Origin of the sequence: Novosphingobium aquae, assembly GCF_037572715.1 — a bacterium.
Lineage (GTDB): Bacteria > Pseudomonadota > Alphaproteobacteria > Sphingomonadales > Sphingomonadaceae > Novosphingobium > Novosphingobium aquae.
This window is the reverse complement of the sequence record NZ_JBBHJY010000004.1, coordinates 267183-288783: the sequence shown is the minus strand read 5'-3', so window position 1 is coordinate 288783 and position 21601 is coordinate 267183. Positions and strand designations below refer to the sequence as shown.

Sequence of the window (21601 nt, the reverse complement as noted above, 5' to 3'; positions counted from 1 at the left end):
ACATGGTGCCGCTTTCCGTCCTCGACCTTGTCACCGTGCGCGAAGGCTCGGGCGTGCCCGAGGCACTGGCGGCCTCGATCACAGCGGCGCAGACAGCCGAAGATGCCGGCTACAACCGCTACTGGATTGCCGAGCATCACGGCATGGACGGCATCGCCGGCGGCGCGACTGCGGTGGTGATTTCCGCCATCGCCAATGCCACGAAGACCATCCGCGTAGGGTCGGGCGGAATCATGCTGCCCAACCACAGCCCCTTCATCATCGCCGAACAGTTCGGTACGCTCGCCGCGCTGTTTCCCGGCCGCATCGACCTCGGCCTTGGCCGTGCCCCGGGGGCTGACGGACGCATCGGCCAGATGCTGCGCAAGGACCTGATGCGCGCCGCCGAGCAGTTCCCGCAGGACGTGGTCGAATTGCGCGCGATGCTGGCGGGCGATGCCGTCGCGCCGCTCGCCGCGACGCCGGGGAGCGGTGCGCAGGTCGAAATGTGGATTCTCGGATCGAGCCTGTTCGGCGCCTCGCTCGCCGCCGCGCTAGGCCTGCCCTATGCCTTCGCTTCGCACTTCGCGCCCGACCAGCTCGACGCCGCACTGAAGCTCTATCGCGAGCGATTCACCTCTTCGGACCAGTTGACCCAGCCGCATGTCATGGCCGCCATGGCCGTCGTTTGTGCTGACAGCGACGAGGAAGCCCGGTTCCACGCTTCCTCGCTCGACCAGAGCTTCGTCGCCCTGCGCAGCGGCACGCCGGGCAAGTTGAAACCGCCGATCGAGAATTACCGCGCCACCCTCGCCCCCCAGTTTCAGGCGATGTTCGCCCATCTCGATCAGGCACGCGCCGTGGGTTCTCCCGCGACCGTTCGTGAAAGCATTGAACGGTTCGCCGCGCGCACCGGGGCGGATGAGATTGTGGTTGCCGGGGCGCTGTTCGATTCCGCTGCGCATTGCCGCTCGCTCACCTTGACCGCAGCAGCGTTTGCCTAGAACATCGGCCCAGAGCGGCGCAAAACTGGTTGCAAATGGAACCAGTCCTTCGTAGAACCGCGTAAGATTGCACCAGAGCCCGGTAATTATATTTCTTTACTGGTCTGCTGGCGTCCAGCGGCGCAGGAGAGAGTCAATGGCGAAAGGTTCGGCACCCGATAAGACATCGGGGAAGACGGCAACGAAGCTGCGCAAGGACCTCGCGGCCCGGCTCGCCGCCTCGGTCCTGCCCGGCGACGGCGCTTTTTCCGCCGAAGGGCTTGATGCCGCCGCCGCCTTCCTGCTGGCCGCTGCCGACGACCGGCGCCCGGGCACGCCCGTCATCGCCATTGAATCGGTCAGCGGCACCGCTGCCGACCGCTTCATGCGCGTCGCCGTGATCAATGACGATATGCCGTTTCTCGTCGATTCCATCGCCGCCGTCGTCACCGCGCAAGGGCTGGGCATCGACCGGCTGGTCCACCCAGTCCTCGCCGTGCGCCGTGATGCCGAGGGCCGGCTCACCGGCCTGCCTGATGGTAAGGGCAATGCGGACGACAAGCGCGAATCGATGGTCTACCTCGAAACCGACCGCGCAGATGCCAAGGGCCGCCGCGCCCTGCGCGAGGCGCTGGCCGAGACGCTGGCCGATGTGCGCGGCGCGGTGAACGACTGGCCGAAGATGCAGGCCGCCATGGCCGCCGATGCCGACATCATTGCCGGGGCCAGCGACAGCAACGAAGGCGCAGACCTGCTGCGCTGGCTGAAGGACGGGATGCTCACCCAGCTTGGCCATGTCACCCGCCACCGCGACGGTTCCTATTCGCAGGCTCTCGGTATCTGCAGAAAAAGCGCACGGCCGGTGTTGGGCGAACCGAGCTTCAAGCGCGCCTTTGAATGGTTCGATAAGGCGGGCAAACGGCCCCGTGCGCCGCTGGTGATCAAGTCAAACCGACTGAGCACCGTTCACCGCCGTGTGCCACTCGATCTTTTCATCGTGCCGGTATTCGAAGGCAGCAAGGTTACCGCGCTGTCGATCCACGCCGGCGTCTGGACCAGCGCCGCGCTGGCCGCGGCGCCCACCCACGTTCCCCGGATGCGCGCGCAGCTTGCCGCGCTGACCGACAAGTTCGGTTTCGACCGCTCGGGCCACGCCGGTAAGGCGCTGGTCCACGCCATGACCTCGCTACCGCATGACCTGCTGGTCGGCTTCGAGGATGCCGACCTTGAACGCGTTTCAACCACGATGATGAGCCTGATCGACCGGCCGCGCCCGCGTCTGGCGATCGTCACCGCACCGCTCGAGCGCCACCTCTTCGCCTTCGTCTGGCTGCCGCGCGACGCCATGTCGACGACCACACGCCTGCAGGTCCAGCAGATGCTGACCCAAGCCGCCGATGGCCCGGTGCTCGACTGGAGCCTTGAGATCGAGGGCGGCAATCTGGCGCTGCTGCAATTCGTCATCGACATCCGCGAAGGCGCGGCAATCCCTGACGAGGAAGCACTCGACGGCCAGCTGAAAGCCATGCTGCGCGGCTGGAGTGACGCGGTCGAAGCCGAGCTGGCAAACCACGAGGAAGCCGGCCGCGCCGCCGCCATCGCCGCGCGCTATGCCGAGAGTTTCCCGCTGTCCTACCGGGCGGTTCATGGCGCGGCCGAAGCGGCAAACGACATCTCGCGCCTGCGCCATCTTTCCGCTGACGAGGCGGACCCCAGCCTGCGCCGGGGCGTGCGAGTCTACACCTTGCCGGGCGATGCATCTGATTGCCTGCGCCTCAAGCTCTATCAGCGCAGCGGCGCGATTGCCTTGTCAGACGCCGTTCCCGCGCTCGAAAACTTCGGTTTTCGGGTGATCGAGGACGTGCCGACCACGCTGGAACAGCGCGGCGAACACCTCGGCGCGATCCACGATTTCCTGCTCGCGCTGCCCGCCGGCTCCGACGCTGCTTCCGTACTCAGCCATGCCCCGGTGATCGAAAATGCCCTGGCATCGGTGCTCAATGGCCAGGGCGAGGATGATGGCTTCAATCACCTGATCGCCGGTCTGCGTTTGTCGGCACGCGAGGCGAATTGGCTGCGCGCATGGTATCGCTACCTGCGGCAGGCGGGCCTAAACTTCGGCATTCCGACCGTGGTCGATGCCTTGCAGAATGCGCCGGCGGTGACGCTGGCGGTGCTGGGGCTGTTCCGCGCGCTGCATGATCCGGTCTTTGCCGGGGATCGCACTAAGGCCGCTGAAACAGCGCAGGAAGCGATCAAGTCCGGCCTCGCCAAGGTCTCCGCGATCAACGACGATCGCCTGCTGCGCGCCTACCGCGCGCTGGTGCTGGCCATGCTGCGGACGAATGCTTTCGTCCCCGCGGGCGAGATGGCGCTGGCCTTCAAGCTCGATTCGGCCTTGGTTCCGGGCCTGCCCAAGCCATTGCCCTGGCGCGAGATTTTCGTCTATTCGCGCCGGGTCGAGGGCATCCACCTGCGCGCCGGGCCGGTGGCCCGCGGCGGGCTGCGCTGGTCTGATCGGCGCGACGATTTCCGCACGGAAGTGCTCGGTCTGATGAAGGCGCAGCGCGTGAAAAACGCCGTGATCGTGCCGACCGGGGCCAAGGGCGGCTTCTATCCCAAGCAGCTTCCCAACCCTGCGCTTGACCGCGACGGCTGGCTGACCGAGGGCAAGGAAAGCTACAAGCTCTTCATCCGCACGCTTCTTTCGATCACCGACAACATCGTCGGTGCAAAGGTGGCGCATCCGGACTGCATCGTCATCCGTGACGGCGAGGACCCCTATTTCGTCGTCGCCGCCGACAAGGGCACGGCGACCTTCTCTGACACCGCCAATGCGCTGGCCGACGAAGCCGACTTCTGGCTCGACGACGCTTTCGCCAGCGGCGGGTCGAAGGGCTATGACCACAAGGCCATGGGCATCACCGCCAAGGGTGCCTGGCTGTCGGTCCGCCGTCACTTCCTCGAAATGGGCGTCGACGTGCAGAGCGATCCGGTGCGGGTTGCCGGCTGCGGCGACATGTCGGGCGACGTCTTCGGCAACGGCATGTTGCTGTCGAAATCGATCAAGGTCGTCGCTGCATTCGATCACCGCCACATTTTCCTCGATCCCGATCCCGATCCGGCGAAAAGCTGGGCCGAGCGGGCGCGCATGTTCGCCCTGCCGCGATCGTCGTGGGACGATTACGACAAGAAGCTGATCAGCAAGGGCGGCGGCGTCTTCCCGCGCAGTGCCAAGGAGATCAAGCTCACCAAGCAGGTCCGCGCCATGCTCGGCACCGATGCCGAGGCGATGGACCCCGAAAGCCTGATCACCGCGATCCTCAAGGCCCCCGTCGACCTGATGTGGTTCGGCGGCATCGGCACCTATGTGAAATCGAGCGCCGAGAACAACGCCACGGTCGGCGATCCGGCCAATGACGGCCTGCGCGTCGACGCGCGCGACATTGGCGCGAAGGTCATCGGCGAAGGCGCGAACCTTGGCTGCACCCAGGCGGGCCGCATAGAATTCGCGCTGTCGGGCGGGCGGATCAACACCGACTTCATCGACAATTCGGCCGGTGTCGATTGCTCGGACAACGAGGTCAACATCAAGATCGCCCTCGCCTCGGCCAAGCGCGCCGGGCGCCTCACCGAACCTGCCCGCGTCAAGCTGCTGTCTTCCATGACAGACGCCGTCGCCCATCTGGTGCTTGAGGACAACCGACTGCAGGCGCTGGGGCTTTCCATCGCCGAGGCCGGTGGGGCCGGCGCGACCGGATCCTACCTGCGACTGATGGAAATGCTCGAGGAACGCGGCGGGCTTGACCGCAAGACCGAGGGGCTGGCCGATAACGACACCTTCAAGCGCCGTGCCGCCGAGGGGCGCGGGTTGACCCGGCCCGAATTGGCCGTGCTGCTGTCCAGCGCCAAGCTGGCGCTGCAGGACGCGCTCGAACATTCCGCCCTGCCCGACGATCCCGGCCTCGACGACAAACTCGTCGCCGCTTTCCCCGAAGCCATGCAGGCTAAATTCCGCAGGGATATTCTTGGCCACCGGCTGCGGCGCGAGATCATCGCCACCAAGCTGGCGAACCGCATGGTCAATCGCATCGGCATGATCCACCCCTTCGAACTGGTCGAGGAAGAAGGCGGCGGATTGGCACAAGTCGCAGCAGCTTTCCTCGTCGCCGAGAGCCTATTCGGCATGGACGCGGTGTGGCGGTCGATCGAGACTGCCCCGATGCCCGAAGGCGCGCGCCTGATCGCCTTCCGCCGCGCAAGCTCGGCGCTGCGCAGCCACATGGCTGACCTGCTGCGCGCCGGGGTAACCGACGTGAAGCCGACGAAAATGCTCGCCGATCTCGCCCCCGGTGTTTCCGCCCTGTCCGCTGATGTCGGCAAGCTGCTCGGCGGCGAAGCCAAGACGCAGTCGGCACGGATGCTCGCCGATCTGGCGCAGGCCGGTGTGCCGCATGCCGAAGCGGCGAAGGTCGCGCGCCTCAGCGATCTCGACGGGTCGGTCGGGCTTGCCCGGCTGGCGCGCGATCTTGCCATCGATACCGGCGTACTGACCCGCGCGTTTTCGGACCTTGGCGCACGGCTCGGGCTCGACTGGGCCCAACAGGCCGCCAGCCGCCTGCGTCCCACCGATTCGTGGGAGCGCCTGCTCGTCGCCGGCCTGGCGCGCGATTTCCAGCACATGCGGCTCGATTTCCTGCGCCGGCTCTGCGGCAAAAAGGGCTGCGATCCGGCGGCCATGGTCGAGCAATGGGCCGGGGCGCAGGCCGTCGCCATCCGCCAGTTCCGCGCGATGGTCACCCGCGCGCAAGGTGCGGTACCCACCGCGCCCGCCATGCTCGCGCAGATTGCCGGACAGGCGCGGAACCTGCTGGGGCGGTGAGAGGTTCGTCGTCCCGGGCTTGATCCGGGGCCGGTGGCCTCATGGAACTGAGCGCGCGTTGCTGCGGCCTGCAGTCCCGGATCAAGCCCGGGACGACGCTTCCTGCGTTTCCACGGCCAGCTTGATCGCCAGCAGCTTGTCGATGCGCCGGCCGTCCATGTCGACGATCTCGATCCGCCAACCCTGCTCGAGGAAATGCTCGCCCTCGCGCGGCAAGCGCTTCAGCACCGAGAGCACAAAGCCCGCCGCCGTGGCATAGTCGCGGTCCTCGCTGATATCGATCCCCAGCCGGGCGCCCAGCGCATCGACCGGCAGTGCGCCTGACAGCAGCAGCGAGCCGTCCTCGCGCATGACGATCATCGGTTCGTCGCCTTCATCCTGATGGCTGGCGAAGTTGCCGACGATGGCGGACAGAAGATCTGCCGGGGTGACGATGCCTTCAAGGTGGCCGTATTCATCATGGACCATCGCCATCGACACGTCCGACTGCTGCAACAGCTTGAGCGCGTCCATTGCATCAAGCTGGTCGGGCAGGATCTCTGCCTTGCGCATCAGCCGCGCGACCTGGATCTTCTTGCCGGCGAGCAGCGCGCGCTGGAGGTCGAGCACCTTGACCACGCCGCAGACCGCGTCAGGCGCGCCGTCAACCACCGGCCACAGCGAATGGGGCGAGGACTTGAGCATGGCGCGAACGTCGTCTTCCGAGGCGCGGCGATCGATCGTGTCGATCTCGTTGCGCGGGGTCATCAGTTCGCGCACCGGGCGGTCCGCCAGCCGCATGATCCCGGTCATGATCGCGCGTTCGTCTTCCTCGATCACGCCCGAGCTGGTCGCCTCGGCAATGATCATGTGCAGTTCCTCGGCGGTCACCTCGTTCTCGCCCGAACGCTTCACGCGCAGCAGGGTAAGCAACAGGCTGGAGCTGACGTCCAGCAACCAGACCAGCGGCGCGGCAACCTTGGCGACGATGGACATCGGCAGAGCGGCAAGGATGGCGATGGTCTCCGCATGGCGCAGCGCCACCTGTTTGGGCACCAGTTCGCCGATGACGAGGCTGAGATAAGTGGTCAGCGCGATGACCGCGGCAAAACCTACATCGTCAGAATATTGTCCCGGCATACCCCAGGCCGAGAACCGCTCTGCCGTCGGTCCGCCAAGGCTGGCACCCGAATAGGCACCGGCAAAAATGCTGACCAGCGTGATGCCGATCTGCACCGTGGAGAGGAACTTGCCCGGATCGCTGGCAAGGTGCAGCGCCACCTTCGCGCCCGCCTTGCCCTTTTCGGCAGCGACCTTGAGCCGCGCCGGACGCGCCGAGACGATTGCCAGTTCGCTCATCGAGAACAGGCCGTTGATGATGATCAGGCCGACAAGAACGGCCACATCTGACCAGGGATAAGGTGTCACGGGCGAGTCTCTAGCAGGGAATTCAGCGTGCTGCCAGTTCGCGTGCGCGGTCCGCCAGACGATCAACTGCAGCCGCGTGAATGGCAGGCGCGGTGACCAGCACACCGAAGGCGCGCGGATCGCGCTTATTGTAATTGAGCGGTCCGCCAAAGGCATCGGTCACCGCCGCCCCGGCCTCGCGCGCGATCAGCGCGGCGGCGGCGATGTCCCACTCCCAACCCCACCGCAGCGTGGCCAACAGGTCAGCCTCGTCAGCAGCGACCATGGCGATACGCAGCGCGATCGAGTTGGGCTTGTCTACCTTGGTCAGGTCGGCATCGACTGGCGGCAAGTGATCGACCGGCACCCGCGCGCCGGGAAGTGCTGTGCGACTGCTCGCGACCAGTGGTTCGCCATTGCGCCACGCGCCCCGCCCGGCTTCGGCATACCAGAACTCGCCGCGCGCCGGAGCGTGCAGCATGCCGAACAGGGGCCGGCCCGAACTGACCAGCGCGACCGATACCGCCCAGCCAGGCCGCCCGTGGATGAAATCGCGCGTGCCGTCGATCGGATCGACCAGCCAGGCGAGGCCGGCGCCAAGGCCATCATGGCCCAGCCGGTCCGGCGCGTCGGTGGTTTCCTCCGAAAGCCATCCTGCCGAAGGCAACAACGCCCCCAGTTCGCGTTTGAGGAAATTGTCGACCGCGATGTCGGCGGCGCAGACCGGATTGTTCGGCGACTTCTCCCATACCTCGAGCGCATGGCCACCGCCGGGCCAGGTATCATAGGCCATGCGTCCCGCTTCGCGGACGATCGATTCGAGTCGCGCGCGGTCGATCATCGGGGCTTCGCCGGGGTAATTAGGCGTCTAGTTAAGAATGACTCGCAACTGGCGTTCATATTTCCACCCTAGAGCCCGTTTCAGGCCCTTTTCAACCCTGCCGTTGCGTCCTATGCGGCAGCGCACAATTCGTCTGACCGTCTCCATAACCCGGAAAAGAGCCCGCGCATGAACATTCACGAGTATCAGGCCAAGGAACTCCTCGCCAAGTTCGGCATCGCCATCCCCAAGGGCATCCCCGCCCTCAGCGTGGATGAGGCTGTTGCCGCCGCCAAGCAGCTCCCCGGGCCGCTTTATGTCGTGAAATCGCAGATCCACGCCGGCGGGCGCGGCAAGGGCACGTTCAAGGAACTGCCGGAAGGCGCCAAGGGCGGCGTCCGCCTCGCCAAGACGCTTGAGGAAGTCGAGGCGCACGCCAAGGACATGCTCGGCAACACGCTGGTGACGATCCAGACCGGCGACGCCGGCAAGCAGGTCAATCGCCTGCTGATCACCGACGGCGTCGACATCGGCAAGGAATATTACCTGTCGATGCTGGTCGACCGCACTTCGGGCCGCGTCGCGATGATCGCCTCGACCGAAGGCGGCATGTCCATCGAGGACGTTGCCCATGATTCCCCTGAGAAGATCGCCACGATCACCATCGACCCGGCGGAAGGCTTCATGCCGCACCACGGCCGCGCGCTGGCCTTCGGCCTCAAGCTCAAGGGCGACCTCAACAAGCAGGCGCAGGTGCTCGGCAAGCAGCTTTACGACGCCTTCATGGCGCTCGACTGCGAGATGATCGAAATCAACCCGCTCGCCGAATCGGATGGCAAGCTGCTGGTGCTCGATACCAAGATGAGCTTCGATTCGAACGCACTCTACCGCCACCCCGACGTCGTCGCGCTGCGCGACGAGACCGAGGAAGATCCGGCGGAAATCGAAGCCAGCAAGTACGACCTCGCCTATATCAAGCTCGATGGCGACATCGGCTGCATGGTCAACGGCGCCGGCCTCGCCATGGCGACGATGGACATCATCAAGCTGAACGGCATGTTCCCGGCCAACTTCCTTGACGTTGGCGGCGGCGCGACGACCGAAAAGGTCACCGCGGCGTTCAAGATCATCCTCGCCGATCCGGCCGTGAAGGGCATCCTTGTCAACATCTTTGGCGGCATCATGAAGTGCGACACCATCGCTGAGGGCATCGTTGCCGCGGCGAAGGAAGTGAACCTCTCGGTTCCGCTGGTCGTCCGTCTGGAAGGCACCAATGTCGATCTCGGCAAGGACATCCTCGAGAATTCCGGCCTGCCGATCGTCTCGGCCAGCGATCTGGGCGATGCCGCCCGCAAGATCGTTGCCGAAGTGAAGAAGGTCGCCTGAATCCGCCCGGGCGCGCCGTCACATCGTGACAGCGCGCCCGTGAGGGGCTTGACGTTTTTCGCGTCTGCGGCAAAGGGCGAATCGACAGTTTAATCGAGCGACTAAATTCCCATCGAGGAAGGACCACAGGCATGAAGATCATCGTCCCGGTAAAGCGGGTGATCGACTACAACGTGAAGCCGCGCGTCAAGGCGGACGGTACGGGTGTCGATCTGGCCAACGTCAAGATGTCGATGAACCCCTTTGACGAAATCGCCGTCGAGGAAGCCATCCGTCTGAAGGAAAAGGGCGTGGCGACCGAGATCGTCGCCGTTTCCGTCGGCCCGGCCAAGGCGCAGGAAACGCTGCGCACCGCGCTCGCCATGGGCGCCGACCGCGCGATCCTCGTCCAGACCGACGATGAAGTCGAACCGCTCGCCGTGGCCAAGATCCTCAAGGCGATTGCCGATGAGGAAACCCCGGGTCTGGTGATCCTCGGCAAGCAGGCGATCGATGACGATTCGAACCAGGTCGGCCAGATGCTCGCCGCGCTGATGGGCCGTCCGCAGGGCACTTTCGCCAGCGCCGTTACGGTCGAAGGTGACAGCGTCACCGTCACCCGCGAAGTTGATGGCGGTCTGGAAACGGTGAAGCTCGCCATGCCGGCGATCGTCACCACCGATCTCCGCCTCAACGAGCCGCGCTATGCCTCGCTGCCCAACATCATGAAGGCCAAGTCGAAGCCGCTTAGCGCCAAGACCCCGGCTGACTACGGCGTCGACACCGCCCCGCGTCTCAAGACACTGAAGGTTGCCGAACCGCCGGTCCGCAGCGCCGGCATCAAGGTTGCCGATGTTGACGCGCTGGTTGCCAAGCTCAAGGAAATGGGAGTCGCATGATGAAGACGCTCGTCTGGGTCGAACACGACAACGCTAGCGTCAAGGACGCCACCCTCGCCGCCGTCACCGCTGCCTCGCAGCTTGGCGAAGTCCACCTGCTGGTCGCCGGTGCGGGCTGCGCCGCTGTTGCCGATGAAGCCGCGAAGATCGCCGGCGTGGGCAAGGTCCACCTCGCCGACAACGCTGCCTACAAGGACGCGCTGGCGGAAAACGTCGCGCCGCTGATCGCGGGCCTCATGGGTCACCACGACGCTTTCGTTGCGCCGGCCACCAGCCACGGCAAGAACATCGCCCCGCGCGTCGCGGCGCTGCTCGATGTCATGCAGGTCTCGGACATCCTCTCGGTCGAAGGCCCCAAGACCTTCACCCGGCCCACTTACGCCGGCAACGCCATCGCCACGGTCGAAAGCTCGGACGCCAAGCTGGTGATCACCGTGCGCGGCACGGCTTTCGCCAAGGCGGAAACCTCGGGCGGATCGGGCAGCGTTGAAGCCGTGTCGGGTGCAGGCGATGCCGGCCTCTCCAGCTTCGTCGGCGCCGAAATCGCCAAGAGCGAGCGTCCCGAACTGACCAGCGCCAAGATCATCGTCTCGGGCGGCCGCGCTCTGAAGGACGGGCCGACCTTCGAAGCCACGATCTTCCCGCTCGCCGACAAGCTCGGCGCGGCAGTCGGCGCATCGCGCGCCGCAGTCGACGCGGGCTATGTGCCGAACGACTATCAGGTCGGCCAGACCGGCAAGATCGTCGCCCCCGAAGTCTACATCGCCATCGGCATCTCGGGCGCGATCCAGCACCTCGCCGGCATGAAGGACTCCAAGACGATCATCGCCATCAACAAGGACGAGGACGCCCCGATCTTCCAGGTCGCCGACATCGGCCTGGTGGGCGACCTGTTCAACGTGGTGCCGGAACTGACAGCCAAGCTTTGAGTGGTTCCGCCCGACGAAATGCGAAAGCCCCGGAGGGAAACCTCCGGGGCTTTTTCATCGGCGCTCATACAACCGCAGCGCCGCCCCATCGTCACTCTCATGCCGGCCAAACTCCACGAACCCAAGCTTGCGCGCGATGGCATCAGACGCGGCGTGGGCTTCCTCGATCATACAGGCGATCCGCTGGCGGCCGTGAACCGCGTCGAACCAGTCGAGCGCGGCGCGCATGACTTCGCTGGCTACGCCTTGGCCCCAGAAGTCCTTGTGGACGATCCAGCCGGCCTCGGCGACGTCGTCCATGCCTTTGTCCGGTCCGAAGCCTCGGTGGCTACGGAAGACGCCGCAGGTGGCGATGATGCGCTGCTCCCCTCGCGGGCGGACCATGAAGACGCCGTAGCCGTAGAGCGTCCATGAGCCGGCGTTGCGCAGCAGCCGGTTGAACGAATCCATCTGGGTCGGTGTAAACGAGCCGAGGAAGCGCCGTGTCTCGTCATCGAGGGTGAGCGCGTATAGATCGTGCTGATCGCCAGCCTGCGGCTGCCACAGGTCGAATCGCTCGGTCGTGAGGAACGGGCGCAAGGCGGGCCGAACCACTATAGCAACCCGTTCGCCGCGTGCAGCAGGACACCGACGAGGCCGCCGACCAATGTGCCGTTGATACGGATGAATTGCAGGTCGCGGCCCACCGCGCTTTCGATGCGGTCGGTCACGGTTTGCGCGTCCCAGCGCTTTACCGTTTCCGAGACGAGCCGGACGATCTGGCCGCCATAACGCGCGGCGATGCCCACCATGGTGCGGCGGGCGAAGCGGTTGATCTGGGCCTGCAGCGCGGGATCGTCGCGCAGGTGCTGGCCAAGCTCGCCAAGTGCTTCGGCCAGCTGGCCACCCATCGCCGGATCGGGCGAGCGCAGCCGCGCGATGGTGCCGGTGCGCAGCCGTTCCCACACGCCCTGCCACCAAGCGGCGAGCGCGGGATTGGCGAGCACTTCGTCCTTGAAGCCTTCCACCCGCGCCCGCATCGCCGGATCGTGGCGCAGGTCATGCGCCAGCGTGGCGAGGCCTTCCTCGATCTTGCCGCGCAAGGGGTGCTTCGGGTCGACCACGACTTCGGCGAGCATCTTGTAGATGCCGTCGATCACCGAATTGGCCAGCTTTTCGTCCAGCCCGGTCCAGCGCAGCACGGCATTGGCGCGGCGGTGGATCATGTCGCGCACCAGCGGTTCGTTATCTTCGAGCGTCAGCCCGGCCCAGCGCACCAGCGAATCGATGATCGGCAGATGCTTGCGGTCGGCAATCGCGGTTTCGGCCAGCCCGCCAAGCAGCGGCGCGACTTCCAGCTTGCCCAGTTGCCTCACCAGACCGCCACGCACCTGATTGCCCAGCCGTTCGGGATCGAGCGATTCGAGCACCTGTGCGAGCAGTTCCGCCGCACCTGCGCGCACCCGGCTGCCGGCGGCGCCATCGGGGGCGGAGAGCCAGTTGCCGGCGGCCTCCGCAATGTTCACCCCGCTCATCCGGCGGGCGACGACTTGCGGCGTGAGGAAATTGTCGCGCAGGAAACCCGCCATGGTGTCAGCGATGCGGTCCTTGTTTTCCGGGATGATCGCGGTGTGCGGAATGGGAATCCCGAGCGGATGTCGGAACAGCGCGGTGACGGCGAACCAGTCCGCCAGCCCGCCGACCATCGCCGCCTCGCTGAAGGCCAGCACCCAGTGCCACGCGGGATGCGGCCATGCGGCTTGCGCCCCGATCTGGCTGCGCGCGAGCAGGAACAGGCCTGCCATGGCGACAAGCAGGCCGGTAGCGACCAGCCGCATCCGCCGGGCCCTGTCAGCGCTTCCGCGCTGCTGCGGGGCAAGTGCGCCCGTCACTCGGCAGCGAGGGCTTTCGGCGGCAGGTCTTCCACGGCCGCCGGGTAATTGGCGCGCTGGGCGTCCTCGGGCGTGTAGGTCAGGAACTTCTTGCGCAGCGCCGGGCCGACCCGCTTTTCGAAACCATCGGCGAGGCTGAAGCCAGCAGGCACGATCACCAGCGTGAGCATGGTCGACAGGATCAGGCCGCCGATCACGACCACGCCCATCGGCGCGCGCCAGGCACCGTCACCCGAAAGCGACACGGCGGTGGGCACCATGCCGGCGGTCATGGCGACGGTGGTCATGATGATCGGCTGGGCACGCTTGTGTCCAGCCTCGACAATGGCGGTGAACTTGTCCGCCCCCTTCTGCATTTCCTCGATCGCGAAATCGATCAGCAGGATCGAGTTCTTGGCGACGATGCCGAACAGCATGAGGATGCCGATGAACACCGGCAGCGAGAGGACGTTACCGGTCAGCAGCAGCGCGATCATGCCGCCCAGCGGGGCGAGAAACAGCGAGGCCATGTTGACCAGCGGCGATACGAAACGGTGGTAGAGCAGGACCAGCACTGCGAAGACGAGGAACACGCCGGCGACCAGCGCCTGTGCGAACGAGGCCATCATGTCGGCCTGCCAGCGGTCCTGACCGAACGGCGCGTTGGAGACGCCGGCGGGCAGGTTCTTCATCGTCGGCAGCTGCTTGATCGCGGCCATGGCCGTGCCCTTGGCCACGCCTTCGGCCAGATCGGCACCGACGAAGACACGGCGGTTCTGGTTGTAACGCTGGATCGAAACCGGGCCCGAACCCAGCGAAATCTGGGCAATCGACGAAAGCGGCACTGATCCGCCGCTGGATGTTGGAACGGGCAGATTCTGGATCGACGAGAGGTTTCGGCGCGCGTCTTCCGACAGGCGGACGCGGATCGGCACCTGCCGTTCGGTCAGCGAGAACTTCGCCGCGTTCTGATCGATATCGCCGATTGTCGCGATACGGATCGCCTGGCTGAGCGCGCTCGTGCTCACGCCAAGGCTGGCCGCGAGATCTAGGTTGGGCTTGATGATCACCTCGGGCCGCCGCATGTCCGCCGCGATGCGCGGAGCGACGACGCCCGGAACGCTCTTCATTTCTTCGACCACCTGAGCGGCTGCGCGTTCGAGCTCTTCGGTATTGCTGCCCGACAGCATGATCGAGATCGGCCGGCTCGGCCCGCCGCCGCCGCCGCCCGGGCCGCTCATGTCCTGGAAGGTCACGCGGGCGTCCGGAATGTCCTGAAGGATCGGGGTCAGCCGGCGTTCGAATTCCTGGCTGGTGGCTTCGCGATCCCGCTTCAGATTGATGAAGATACGGCCATTGCCTTCGCGCGCGCGTTCAAAGGCAGAGGCGACGTTGGGATCCGCCTCGACGATCTTGGTCACCTTGTCGGTCACCGCTTCGGTCTGGGCCAGAGTGGTCCCCGGCACCATTTCGATGCCGATCACGCTGAAGTCGCTGTTGGTGTTCGGAAAGAACTGCGCCGGCACCGAAGCGAAGAGTCCGGCAGTGAGCACCAGCGCGGAGAGGCCAACGCCGAGCATCCACACGCGGTGATCGTGCAGCCGGGCGATGAAACGGTCGTCCATCGTGCGATACCACGCGGCAAAACTGCTGCCGGTGAAGCGCATGACCACGCGCAGCAGCCGGTAGACCACCACGGCCACAACGGCGCCGACCAGCATGCCGATGATCAGCACGAACCAGGCGGGGAATACGGCGGTGAGCAGCTTCGACTGGGCGACGAACTGGCCCGGAATCATCATGCCGGCAACATAGGAGCCGACCACCAGTAGTACCGCCACCAACCACGGCAGGTAATAGAACCAGCGTGAGGGCTGCTTTTCAACCTGCGCGCGCATCGCCTTCGCCTTGCGGTCGTCCAGCGTCCAGCGCAGCAGGTTCATGTAGCGGTCCATCCACTTGCCACCGCCATGTTCGGCAATGCCGTGCGATTGCAGGAAATAGGCTGCGACCATCGGCGTGATCATGCGCGCGACAGCCAGCGACAGCAGCACCGAGGTAACGACGGTCAGGCCGAAGCTCTTGAAGAACTGGCCGGGAATGCCGCCCATCAGGCCCACTGGCAGGAACACCGCGACGATTGAGAAGGTGGTGGCGACAACCGCAAGGCCGATTTCATCCGCCGCGTCGATCGATGCCTGATAGGCGCTTTTGCCCATGCGCATGTGTCTGACGATATTCTCGATCTCGACGATGGCGTCATCCACCAGAACGCCGGCCACAAGGCCAAGCGCGAGCAGCGACAGGCTGTTCAGCGAGAAGCCGAACCAGGCGTAGAGGAACCAGAAGGTCGGGATGGCCGAGAGCGGGATGGCGATGGCGGAAATGACCGTCGCGCGCCAATCGCGCAGGAAGAAGAACACGACGATAACCGCAAGGATCGCGCCTTCAACCATGGCCGCAATCGAGCTGTCATACTGGCCGCGGGTATATTCGACCGAAGAAAACAGCTTCGAGAACTTGATGCCCGGGTTTTCCTTTTCGAGCTTTTCGATTTCTTTCAGCGTTTCGTCAAACACGGCGACGTCCGAGGCACCCTTGGCGCGGGTGATTTCGAAGGTCACCGCCGACTTGCCACGGACCTTGCCGATCGAGGTCATTTCCGCATAGGAATCGCGCACATCGGCGAAATCGGCCAGCTTGACCGTACGGCCGCCGCCCAGCGGAACGTCGGTCTGCGACAGCTCGAAGGCCGTCTTGGCATTGCCGATCACGCGGACCGACTGGCGCGAACCGGCGATTTCCGCCTTGCCGCCCGCCGCATTGACGTTGAGCGCGCGCAGCGCACTGTTGACCTGGGTTGCCGAAATGCCGAGCGACTGCATCCGCGCGGGATCGAGGGTCACACGGATTTCCCGGTTCACGCCGCCGCCGCGATCGACCTGGGCCATGCCCGGAATTGCCAGCAGGCGTTTTGATACAACGTCGTCGACGAACCACGACAGCTGTTCCAGCGTCATGTCCTCGGCCGAAACCGACCAGCCGGCGATTTCACCGCCGCCATTGGCTTCCAGCTTCATCACCCGCGGTTCCATGATGCCATCGGGCAGCTCGCCGCGCGTCTGATCGACCGCGTTACGCACGTCGTTCACGGCCTCGTTCACATCGACGCCGACCTGGAACATGATCATCGTGTTGCTGCTGCCTTCGGAGGCAGTCGAGCTGATCGTGTCTACGCCCTTGATCGACCGGACGCCGGCTTCGATCTTTTGCGTGATCTGCGTTTCGATTTCCGAAGGCGCAGCGCCGGGCTGGCTGATAGAGACCATCACCGCCGGCAGCTCGATGTCCGGCATATCGTTGATCTTCATCTGCATGAACGACGAAATGCCGAGCAGCATCAGGCCGACGAACAGGATGATCGGCACCACCGGGTTGCGGATCGACCAGGCCGAGATGTTGCGGAAATCCATCGCGTCAGCGTCCTTCGCGGATCAGAGTTTGCCGACGATCGGCTGGATCGTCTCGCCCGGCGAAAGGAACCCGCCGGCGCGCAGCACCACGCGTTCGCTACCGGCAAGACCGGCGGCGATGGCAATGCCCTTGTCGGTGACAAGCCCGATCTTCACGTTGCGGCGCTCGATCTTGTTGTTCTTGCCGACGATGTAGACGTAGCTGCCCTGATTGTCGGACAGCACGGCCGAATCGGGCAGCAGCGGCGCGACCATCGAACCGGCCTTGATCACGGCGGCAGCGAAGCCGCCGGGGCGCAGTTCGGGCGCATAGGCCAGCGCGATGCGGGCAAAGCCCTGACGCGAAGCGGGATCGATGACCGGCGACACCTGCCAGACCTGGCCGGTAAACTTCTTCGCTCCGCCAACCGGCGTGACCTCTGCCGTGACGCCAGCGGTAATCTTCGCAAGATCGACTTCGCCGACCTGAGCGCGTAATTCCATTTCGCCGCCCTTGGCGATGCGGAACAGCACGCCGCTGCCGCCGCCGACCACCTGGCCGGGCTCGATCTTGCGCTCAAGGATCAGGCCTGCCGCCGGAGCGACGATATTGAGCCGGGCGATCTGCGCGCCGATCTGGCCATAGGTTGCGCGGGCCACGCGGACGCGGGCATTGGCGGCATCGCGGGTTGCGGTCAGCCGGTCGACATCGGCCTTCGAGATAAAGCCGCGGTCGACGAGCTTGAGTGCGCGTTCGAGATTGGCCTGGGCCAGCCGCGCATCGGCTTCGGAAACCTGGATCTGTGCGCCCTGTCCGGCCTGCTGCTGCGTCTGAACCGATCGATCGATCACGGCGAGAACTTGCCCGGCACTGACCCAGTCGCCGGCTTCGACCAGCACAGAGCGGACCTGGCCGCCTTCGCCAACAACGCCAACCGGCATTTCGCGTCGCGCGCCCAGCGATCCGTTGACGTTGATCGAGCCTTCAACCGTGGCTGCACCCGGGGCGACGACAGTCACGCGCGGGGCCTGGTCCTTCTTTTCTTCTTCCTTCGCGCCGAATCCGTGGAGAGCGAAGAACACGGCGATCAGCGCGACGATGGCGCCAAGGATGATCAGAATGGTGCGGCGACGGGACTGCCGATCCTCTTCGGCATCAGTCAGCACGGAATCAGCCGCCAGATCGGTCCCTGCCAGGGCAGCATCGGTCCTCGAATCGTAATCCATCAAAAACGCGCCTTAATTCTGCAAATGGCGGAAGCATGCCGCCTCCCGGAGTTCGGGTGCTGTATTAGATCAATATATCACCTGCCGCAACCGCGCTAGGGCGTGCAGGTGGCCATCAATCCACGAGCGGGGAATAGCCTTCGACCAACCGTCTGGCAATCAGACAGAATGCACCGATTTGTAACCGAAAAAGGGTGTTGCGGGATGGCATCGCCAAACCGGCGGAGCCTCGATCCTTTTGCCAAACGGCGGAATCTGAACAGTTGTCGCCAAACGGCGACGGCCGGACCTCGCATTCGAGGCCCGGCCGTTTGAAAGCCAAAAGGGTTGCGCGGATCAGTACTTGAGCTGGCGCTCGTAAAGTTCGCGGTAATGCTGGATGCGGGTCACCCGCAGGCCCTGCATGCCCGAACGATCGACCGCCCGCTGCCAGCCGGCAAACTCTTCGAGCGTCAGACCATAGCGTTCGCAGGCCTCGTCGATCGACAGCAGGCCGCCGTTGACCGCAGCTACCACTTCAGCCTTTCGGCGTACGACCCAGCGGGTCGTCGACGGCGGCGGAAGCGAGTCGAGCGTCAGCGGTTCGCCGAGCGGCCCGATGACCATGGCTGGCCGGATTTCCTGGTTCTCAATCATATCTTTCCTCGGTCATCGGCGTGGGGGGTGTCGATGACATGGACATCATTGGCAGACAGGCCTTTGCCATTGCCTGAAGCATCAAGGTTAACGGCAGCAGCAAATTCCCTAAGCGCGGCGAGTGCATCAGCGCCCGAACCGGTGAAGCTGCCACCCGAAAAGGCACCGTTTGCTGCATCGGCAAGCTCGCGCCGCAAGGCGTGGGCGGCGATGAAACGCGCCTTGATGGCATGCCAGTCAAGCGGCCCGGAACGCGGGTTATCCGCGCGGAGCACGCTGCCGGCCTCAAGGCTCGAAGGGGCAAATCCCATTTCCATGAGCCGGCTTCTAGACTGCCCAAGGTCAAGACGGAGTAAACGCCGTCTTCATTTCATCTTGAGGTTAGTTAACAAGTCTGAACCTGTGCACTCTTCGTCGCTTTTGCCGTGGCGCGGCTTAAAGTGTATGGGCGCCAGGATGGACGCCCCCCTTTCCGACCTTGAGGCCGCGCAGCTTGATTGGCCTGCCCTGTTCCAGCTGACTGCCGGCACAGATGGGACGCTGGCCGGCACACTTGCAGGCAGGCGCATTGTCGTTGCCATGTCGGGCGGGGTCGACAGCTCGGTGGTCGCCGCCATGGCGGCAGCCAGCGGAGCCGAGGTCATTGGCGTCACGCTTCAGCTTTATGATTACGGCGCAGCGACCGGGCGCAAGGGTGCCTGCTGCGCCGGCGACGACATTCGCGATGCGCGCGCCGTGGCCGACCGGCTGGGCATTGCACACTATGTCTTTGACCACGAAAGCCAGTTCCGCGAAGAGGTGGTCGAACGTTTCGCTGACGATTACCTTGCCGGCCGCACACCGATCCCCTGCATCCGCTGCAACATGGGGCCCAAGTTCACCGACCTGTTCGCCATGGCGCGCGAACTGGGGGCGGACTGCCTTGCCACCGGACACTATGTCCGCCGGGAAGAAGGCACCGCCGGACCGGAACTCCACCGGGCGCTTGATCCCGCGCGCGACCAGTCCTACTTCCTTTACGGCACCACTGAGGCCCAGCTCGAATTCCTGCGCTTCCCTCTGGGCGGCCTGCCCAAACCCGAAGTCCGCCGCCTTGCCGAGACATTCGGCCTGCGCAACGCCGCCAAGCCTGACAGCCAGGACATCTGCTTCGTGCCCGATGGCGACTATGCCAAGGTTGTCGAGAGGGTCCGCCCCGAAGGCTTGGGCGGCGGCGAGATCGTCCATGCGACAACTGGCGCGGTATTGGGGACGCACAAGGGCGTGATCCACTTCACCGTTGGCCAGCGCCGCGGGCTGGAGATCGGCGGCCAGCCCGAGCCGCTTTACGTGACCGGGATCGATGCCGCCGCGCGACGCGTGCTCGTCGGCCCGAAGCGCCTGCTGGCCGTGACTTCGGCGCGGATCGTCGAGACCAACCGCATCGGACCAATGCCGTCCGGGCCGGTCACAGCCAAGGTGCGCAGTCTGGCCAAGCCGGTGCCCGTCACCATCGAGGGTTCACTTGGCGATGGCGAGTCCGTCACCATCCACTTCGCCGCGCCCGAATATGGCGTCGCCCCCGGACAGGCAGCGGTGTTCTATGCCGGCGAACGCGTGCTGGGCGGCGGCTGGATCGACAGCACGGTGAGCGCTGCGCTTCCCGCCTCCTGAACACCCTGCCTAATGATCAGTCGTCCCACGGCTCCAGAACGCAGCCCGGTCCGTCGCGAAACGTCGCGGTCTGCGAGGCAAGCAGCGGGAAGCGCGCGGTGACGCTTTTCGCCGCCGTGTCCTCGCTCAACATGACCAACCCCATGCCGGGCTCAAAATCCTTGCGGCAATCGCCAAGGCTGCGCCCGCCTATATAGCGGCACGAACAGGCCACTCGCGCGCCATAGGAAGCCCCGGCATCGGCATAGCCGTTGATCGGCGTCCAGAACCAGACCAGCAGCGCCGCGAGTGCCACCGGCACCAGCCACGGCCAGCGCCGTCTTGCCCGGAGTCGTGCTCGTAAACTCTGCGGGGCTTTCGGTTTCTTGGTTGCCATCGGACCCGGTTCTTGCGCATGAGGCGCGCGATGTCCGCGCGTGCGCCCTCCCTTATCCTGACCATCGCAATGCTGCCAGCCCTCGCGGCTTGCACTGTGAAAGAGGCCGCGCCGCCGCCTCCCCCGCCGCTGACGGAGCAGGCGCTTTCCGCTGTGATCGAGAAGCCCGGCGTGAACCGAGAGCGGCTGGCGCGCGAAGTCGATGCGCTGTTCACCGATGCTGCCGCCGGGGAAACCCGCGCGCTGGTGGTGTTCTCGGGCGGGCGAATCGTGGCTGAGCGCTACGGCGAGGGTTATACGAAAGACACGCGGCTGGTCGGCTGGTCGATGTCGAAGACGATCACCGGCGTGATGATCGGCCAATTGATCTCGGATGGAAGGCTGCGGCTTGATGACAGCGCCCCGGTCGCCGCCTGGCAGCGACCCGGCGACCCGCGCGGCGCGATTACCTTGCGTCAGCTGCTGCAGATGCGCTCGGGCCTGCGCCATACCGAGGCGGGCGATCCGGTTTACGAATCGGGCGAAGTGCGGATGCTGTTCCTTGAGGGGCGCGACAACATGGCCGCCTGGGCCGAGGCCGAGCCGCTCGAGGCCGAACCCGGCCGCAAGTTCGAGTATTCTTCAGCGACAACCGTGATCCTGTCGGACATCGCCACCCGCGCGCTCACCCAGAGTGCCGACCCGGGCGTGCGCCAGCGCGCCGTTGCCGATTACCTTCGCACTCGTTTGTTCGAGCCGACTGGCATGACAAGCGCTTTCCCCGAATTCGACGCGGCAGGCACGCTGATCGGATCAAGCCTGATCCACGCCACGGCGCGTGACTGGGGCCGCTTCGGCGAATTCCTGCGCGCGGGGGGAACGGCAAAGGGCGTGCAACTCGTGCCTCGAGGCTGGATCGACTTCATGACCAGCCCCAGCCCGCGCAACCCCGGTTACGGCGCGCAGACCTGGCTCAACCGCCCGCAGCCCAGCGGCCGCGAATCGCTGTTTCCCGACCGCGCTCCGCGATCGGTCTTCGCCGCGCTGGGCCACCTCGGCCAATATGTGATCGTCTCACCAGACCAGAAGCTCACCGTGGTCAGACTCGGCAAGAGCAGCGAACAGGAGCGCAAGGCGGTGCGCGATCACCTCGCCCGGATCATGGCGCTGTTCCCGAAGGAATAA

Annotated in this window: 16 protein-coding genes; 7 read left to right on the top strand and 9 right to left on the bottom strand. The window is 65.3% G+C overall.

Features of this window, described 5'->3' with window-relative positions:
* Nucleotides 1–2: 2 nt before the first annotated feature.
* Together WG900_RS10535 and WG900_RS10530 are read left to right on the top strand one after the other, a co-directional pair.
* Nucleotides 3–983 carry an LLM class flavin-dependent oxidoreductase gene (locus tag WG900_RS10535; protein ID WP_339966988.1) on the top strand — a complete coding sequence of 327 codons (981 nt, stop codon included), beginning with the start codon at nucleotides 3–5 and terminating at the stop codon, nucleotides 981–983.
* Nucleotides 984–1119: 136 nt separating this feature from the next.
* Entirely contained in the window at nucleotides 1120–5844 is a 4725-nt protein-coding gene (locus WG900_RS10530; protein WP_339966929.1) for an NAD-glutamate dehydrogenase, read from the top strand.
* Between the two features lie 81 nt (nucleotides 5845–5925).
* Here the strand turns inward: WG900_RS10530 and WG900_RS10525 are convergent, their stop codons facing one another.
* Together WG900_RS10525 and WG900_RS10520 are read right to left on the bottom strand one after the other, a co-directional pair.
* Nucleotides 5926–7251, bottom strand: a complete 1326-nt coding sequence (locus WG900_RS10525; RefSeq protein WP_339966928.1) for a hemolysin family protein — start codon at nucleotides 7249–7251, stop codon at nucleotides 5926–5928.
* 22 nt (nucleotides 7252–7273) lie between these two features.
* A complete protein-coding gene (locus WG900_RS10520; protein ID WP_339966927.1) occupies nucleotides 7274–8071 on the bottom strand; it encodes a 3'(2'),5'-bisphosphate nucleotidase CysQ in 798 nt (265 codons plus the stop codon).
* 168 nt (nucleotides 8072–8239) lie between these two features.
* Here WG900_RS10520 and sucC point away from each other — a divergent pair, with 168 nt between their 5' ends.
* From sucC to WG900_RS10505, 3 genes are all read left to right on the top strand, one after another.
* A complete protein-coding gene (sucC, locus tag WG900_RS10515; protein WP_339966925.1) occupies nucleotides 8240–9436 on the top strand; it encodes an ADP-forming succinate--CoA ligase subunit beta in 1197 nt (398 codons plus the stop codon).
* A 131-nt stretch (nucleotides 9437–9567) separates the two neighbouring features.
* On the top strand, nucleotides 9568–10314 hold the full coding sequence (locus WG900_RS10510) for an electron transfer flavoprotein subunit beta/FixA family protein (RefSeq protein WP_339966923.1): 747 nt from the start codon (nucleotides 9568–9570) through the stop codon (nucleotides 10312–10314).
* Nucleotides 10314–11243 carry an electron transfer flavoprotein subunit alpha/FixB family protein gene (locus tag WG900_RS10505; protein ID WP_339966987.1) on the top strand — a complete coding sequence of 310 codons (930 nt, stop codon included), beginning with the start codon at nucleotides 10314–10316 and terminating at the stop codon, nucleotides 11241–11243. Before WG900_RS10510 ends, WG900_RS10505 begins: the two co-directional genes overlap by 1 nt.
* A 54-nt stretch (nucleotides 11244–11297) precedes the next feature.
* Here the strand turns inward: WG900_RS10505 and WG900_RS10500 are convergent, their stop codons facing one another.
* The 6 genes from WG900_RS10500 to WG900_RS10475 form a co-directional block, all read right to left on the bottom strand.
* Nucleotides 11298–11822, bottom strand: coding sequence for a GNAT family N-acetyltransferase (locus WG900_RS10500; RefSeq protein ID WP_339966921.1), 525 nt, complete (start codon nucleotides 11820–11822; stop codon nucleotides 11298–11300).
* A 14-nt stretch (nucleotides 11823–11836) separates the two neighbouring features.
* A complete protein-coding gene (locus tag WG900_RS10495) occupies nucleotides 11837–13060 on the bottom strand; it encodes a DUF445 domain-containing protein (RefSeq protein ID WP_339966920.1) in 1224 nt (407 codons plus the stop codon).
* Between the two features lie 50 nt (nucleotides 13061–13110).
* Nucleotides 13111–16566 (bottom strand): efflux RND transporter permease subunit, encoded by a 3456-nt coding sequence (locus tag WG900_RS10490; protein WP_339966918.1) that lies wholly within the window; start codon nucleotides 16564–16566, stop codon nucleotides 13111–13113.
* Nucleotides 16567–16587: 21 nt separating this feature from the next.
* A complete protein-coding gene (locus WG900_RS10485) occupies nucleotides 16588–17772 on the bottom strand; it encodes an efflux RND transporter periplasmic adaptor subunit (protein ID WP_339966916.1) in 1185 nt (394 codons plus the stop codon).
* A 336-nt stretch (nucleotides 17773–18108) separates the two neighbouring features.
* Nucleotides 18109–18408 (bottom strand): CtrA inhibitor SciP, encoded by a 300-nt coding sequence (gene sciP, locus WG900_RS10480; protein WP_339966915.1) that lies wholly within the window; start codon nucleotides 18406–18408, stop codon nucleotides 18109–18111.
* Entirely contained in the window at nucleotides 18405–18719 is a 315-nt protein-coding gene (locus WG900_RS10475) for a hypothetical protein (RefSeq protein ID WP_339966914.1), read from the bottom strand. Before WG900_RS10475 ends, sciP begins: the two co-directional genes overlap by 4 nt.
* Nucleotides 18720–18864: 145 nt before the next feature.
* Between WG900_RS10475 and mnmA the strand changes: the two genes are divergently transcribed.
* Nucleotides 18865–20061, top strand: coding sequence for a tRNA 2-thiouridine(34) synthase MnmA (mnmA, locus tag WG900_RS10470; RefSeq protein ID WP_339966913.1), 1197 nt, complete (start codon nucleotides 18865–18867; stop codon nucleotides 20059–20061).
* Between the two features lie 16 nt (nucleotides 20062–20077).
* On the opposite strand, the gene WG900_RS10465 is transcribed toward mnmA, so the two are convergent.
* Nucleotides 20078–20362, bottom strand: a complete 285-nt coding sequence (locus WG900_RS10465) for a hypothetical protein (protein WP_339966911.1) — start codon at nucleotides 20360–20362, stop codon at nucleotides 20078–20080.
* Nucleotides 20363–20467: 105 nt separating this feature from the next.
* Here WG900_RS10465 and WG900_RS10460 point away from each other — a divergent pair, with 105 nt between their 5' ends.
* Nucleotides 20468–21601 carry a serine hydrolase domain-containing protein gene (locus WG900_RS10460; RefSeq protein WP_339966910.1) on the top strand — a complete coding sequence of 378 codons (1134 nt, stop codon included), beginning with the start codon at nucleotides 20468–20470 and terminating at the stop codon, nucleotides 21599–21601.

Excerpts from the sequence above, each read along its gene's own strand:
- WG900_RS10535 (WP_339966988.1), top strand. The coding sequence starts at position 3 with ATGGTGCCGCTTTCCGTCCTCGACCTTGTCACCGTGCGCGAAGGCTCG.
- WG900_RS10530 (WP_339966929.1), top strand. The coding sequence starts at position 1,120 with ATGGCGAAAGGTTCGGCACCCGATAAGACATCGGGGAAGACGGCAACG.
- WG900_RS10520 (WP_339966927.1), bottom strand. The coding sequence starts at position 8,071 with ATGATCGACCGCGCGCGACTCGAATCGATCGTCCGCGAAGCGGGACGC.
- sucC (WP_339966925.1), top strand. The coding sequence starts at position 8,240 with ATGAACATTCACGAGTATCAGGCCAAGGAACTCCTCGCCAAGTTCGGC.
- WG900_RS10510 (WP_339966923.1), top strand. The coding sequence starts at position 9,568 with ATGAAGATCATCGTCCCGGTAAAGCGGGTGATCGACTACAACGTGAAG.
- WG900_RS10505 (WP_339966987.1), top strand. The coding sequence starts at position 10,314 with ATGAAGACGCTCGTCTGGGTCGAACACGACAACGCTAGCGTCAAGGAC.
- WG900_RS10495 (WP_339966920.1), bottom strand. The coding sequence starts at position 13,060 with ATGCGGCTGGTCGCTACCGGCCTGCTTGTCGCCATGGCAGGCCTGTTC.
- WG900_RS10490 (WP_339966918.1), bottom strand. The coding sequence starts at position 16,566 with ATGGATTTCCGCAACATCTCGGCCTGGTCGATCCGCAACCCGGTGGTG.
- WG900_RS10485 (WP_339966916.1), bottom strand. The coding sequence starts at position 17,772 with ATGGATTACGATTCGAGGACCGATGCTGCCCTGGCAGGGACCGATCTG.
- sciP (WP_339966915.1), bottom strand. The coding sequence starts at position 18,408 with ATGATTGAGAACCAGGAAATCCGGCCAGCCATGGTCATCGGGCCGCTC.
- WG900_RS10475 (WP_339966914.1), bottom strand. The coding sequence starts at position 18,719 with ATGGGATTTGCCCCTTCGAGCCTTGAGGCCGGCAGCGTGCTCCGCGCG.
- mnmA (WP_339966913.1), top strand. The coding sequence starts at position 18,865 with ATGGACGCCCCCCTTTCCGACCTTGAGGCCGCGCAGCTTGATTGGCCT.
- WG900_RS10460 (WP_339966910.1), top strand. The coding sequence starts at position 20,468 with ATGTCCGCGCGTGCGCCCTCCCTTATCCTGACCATCGCAATGCTGCCA.